The sequence below is a fragment of the Actinoplanes sp. NPDC051633 genome, assembly GCF_040681735.1.
Taxonomy (GTDB): Bacteria; Actinomycetota; Actinomycetes; order Mycobacteriales; family Micromonosporaceae; genus Actinoplanes.
The window spans coordinates 1-3273 of the sequence record NZ_JBFAZH010000899.1 but is presented as its reverse complement, the minus strand read 5'-3'; the positions used below and the strand labels follow the sequence as shown (position 1 = coordinate 3273).

At 68.5% G+C, this 3273-nt stretch carries 1 protein-coding gene; it reads right to left on the bottom strand.

Annotated features, from left to right (window positions below; all coding sequences use genetic code 11):
- Positions 1-92: 92 nt before the first annotated feature.
- A partial coding sequence (locus AB0M20_RS34120; protein ID WP_364304469.1) for a discoidin domain-containing protein occupies positions 93-3273 on the bottom strand: 3181 nt, incomplete at its 5' end.

Genomic DNA, 3273 nt, shown 5'->3' with positions numbered 1-3273 from the left:
GTGGCGGAAGCTCTTGCGCGGCACCATTGGCGGGGCCCGCCTCCGGGGTAGGAGGCGGGCCCCTGTGGTGCGGGACGGGGATGCGGGACGGGTCAGTTGCGGATGATCGTGAAGGTCGACGTGGTGTTCTCGATGTCGCGCCAGTTGTTGGACAGGCGCAGGTTGGTGAAGGTCGCCGAGCCGACCGCCGGGCCCTGGTTGGCCTCGGGCAGCGCGTTCACCCAGATGCCGAAGCCCGACTTGGCGTCGAACTCGTCGCCGCTCTTCTGCGCACCCGAGATGGACACGTTCGTCAGCACGGTGTCGGTGACCGGCTCGAGCGCCCGGCCACCCTCGTACTTGGTCTGGAACATGATGCCCGAGTAGGTTGGGTCGACGATGTCGACGTTGCTGATCCGGATGCCCCGGAACTCCTTGTCACCGCTGTGGATCCACAGGCCCGGGAAGGTCTGGTTGCCCCAGAAGTGGCCACCGGCCCGGACGATCGAGATGTTGTCGAACGTGGTGGGCGGCGACGCCCCGAAGCCGAGCATCGGGATGTCGAAGTCGATCGAGGCGATGGTCACGCCGGAGTAGACCAGCGTGTCCGCGATGTAGATGTTGCGGAACGTGTTGTTGTAGCCGCCGTAGACCGCCAGGCCCGCCGCCCGCCAGGTCAGCGTGCTGGACAGGTTCTGGAAGGTGTTGCCGGTGTTCGGCGAGTTGTTGCTGTCGATCGCCGAGAACAGCGCGAAGCTGTCGTCGCCGGTCGCCCGGGTGTCGATGTTGTCGATCAGGTTGCCGGTGCTCCCGTTGGTCATGTTGAGGCCGTCGGCGAACATGTTGCGGATCCGCGAGTTCTTGATGACCATGTTGTCGACGTTCGCGCCCCAGAACAGGCACATCTGGTGCTCGGTCCAGATGTTGTCGACGGTCATGTTCGCCACGTTGTTGAAGTCGAACACCTTGCCCGGCCCGTCGCGGCGGATCGTGTAGTTGCCGAAGAACCCGAAGTTCTTGAACGTCGAGCCATTGGCGCTGGCCTCGGCGCGGAACCCGGCGTCGGTCTCCGTCTGGTTCTGCGGGGTGAGGAACCGGGTGTACCAGGGTCCGGCGCCGACCACCTGGATGGCCCGCCCGTACACCTGGAACTTGTTCTGCGTCGGGAATTCACCCGGCGGCAGGTAGACGCCGGCCTTGCTGGTGTCCATCCGGGCCGCGTCCAGCGCGTTCTGCACCGACTGCTGGTCGAACCCGGCCGGCACCACGAAGGTGGCCGGGTTGGGGTTGGCGATCGGCGCCACCTGCTCCAGGTTGATGAAGTCGATGGCGATCGCGCCGGGGTTGCCGCCGTCCTTCTGCAGCCGGATCGTGCTCCCCGCGGGCACCGTCGAGTTGAGCATGACGTTGGCCTCGTCGTAGATGTGGCGCGGCCCGGTGCCGGAGTTCTGCGGCTCCGCCTCGGGGCCGTAGAGCCACGCGTACTTCGAGGTCAGGGGCAGCTGCTTGTGCGACTGCCCGTTGACATAGATCGACACCGAGCTGGTCGTGCCGTCCGGGATGGAGAACCGTGCGACCAGCGTGTTCGTGCTGGCGCGGGTCGTCCACTCCACGTACTGGCCGGTCGAGGAAAGGGTCACCGCCCGGCGGCCGGACGCCTCCCCGGCCAGGTCGCCCACCCGGCGGTTGGCGGCGAGCACCGTCGCGCCGTTGCCGGTGCGGCCGTCCTCCGCCTCGTACATCTCGTACGGCATATTCGCGCCGCGGCCGATGAACAGCGACCGCTCGCTGGTGTTGTTGGCCCGCTTGACCGGCAGCTCGTTGGCGTCGGCCGCGAGGACCACCCGCACCGTGTAACGGCCGTTCGCCGCGGTCCACGGGCCGAGGTTGATGGCCGGCGAGGAGGCGCCGGGCGCGAGCGTCCCGGTGTAGGAGCCGGTCAGCGTGGTCACCGTGGCGCCGGCGTCGTTCAGCACCGTGAGCGTGATGCCGTGCGCGCCGCCGGCCGAGGCGATGGTGCCCTCGTTGCGGATGGTGACGCCGAAGGTGACCGGGCTGCCCGTCGTCCAGGTGACCGACGAGGCGACCAGGTCGGAGCTCGGCACCGGCGAGATCACCAGGTTGGCGCCGGTGTAGGAGTTGTTCGTGTCGGAGATCTCCACCACGGTGTTGGCTTCGTCGACGACCGCCCGCAGCTGGTAGGTGCCCGCGGACCGTGCGCCGGCGTTGAAGGTGACGGTGCTGGACGCCCCGGCGGCGAGCGCCGGAACCGACGAGGTGCCGGCCCGCGTCGTACCCAGGTAGAAGTTGACGTTCGAAGCCGGCGACGCGGCGGAACCCGCGTTGCGGACCGTGGCCGACAGCGTGATCGCGTCCGTCTCCACCGGCGACGCCGGTGCGGCGCTCACCCCGGTGATCGTCAGGTCGGGGTTGGGCGCGGCGGTGCCGAAGATCTGGAACTCGGCCACCTGACCGCCGGGCGCGCCGGAGTTGGCGGTGAAGCTGAGCCGCAGATCCGCCGCGGTCGCGCTCACCGGGATGGTCACGCTGTTGCCGGTGGCGGGATTGAAGGTGTACGTGGCCGAGCCGACCAGGGTTGTGAACGACGACGCGCTCTGCTCGCGCCCGAGCACCGAGAAGGTCTGCGTACGCTGCCCCCAGACGGGATCGGGGTTCAGCTTGACCACGATCGACGACGTCGTCGCGTTGGCGCCCAGCTTGACCGTCAGGGTCGCCGGGTACGCGCCGCCTTCCCAGTACGTCCCGGTGTTGCCGTCGTTCGCGTTGGTGGCCACGAACGATTGCACGACCGACGACGCCTCGATCGCCTTGCCCAGGGCCAGGTTCGAGCCCACGGGATCGGGGTCGGGGTTGGTGCCGCCGGTGCCGTAGACCTCGAGCTCGGAGATCTGCCCGGCGGGCCAGCCGGTGTTGCCGGTGAAGGTCAGCCGGACGAACCGCACGGAGGCCGCGGTGAAGTCGATGGTGACGGTGTTGCCCGACGACGGGTTGAACGTGTAGCCCGCACTCGCCTTGAGCGTGCTGAAGGACGAGCCGTTGGTGCTGCCCTGGACGGTCAGCGTCTGGGTCCGGGTCTGCCAGGCGGCGGCCGGTGGGAGCTTGAGGACGGTCTGGTTGACTCCGACGGTGGCGCCCAGGTCGACCTGGAGCCACTGCGGGAAGGCGTTGCTCGCCGATTCCCAGTACGAGCCGGCGTTGGAGTCACCGGCGTTGCCGGGCTGGTAGACGTCGACGGAGCTGCTGGCGGTGAAGGTCTTGCCGGCGGCGAGGTTG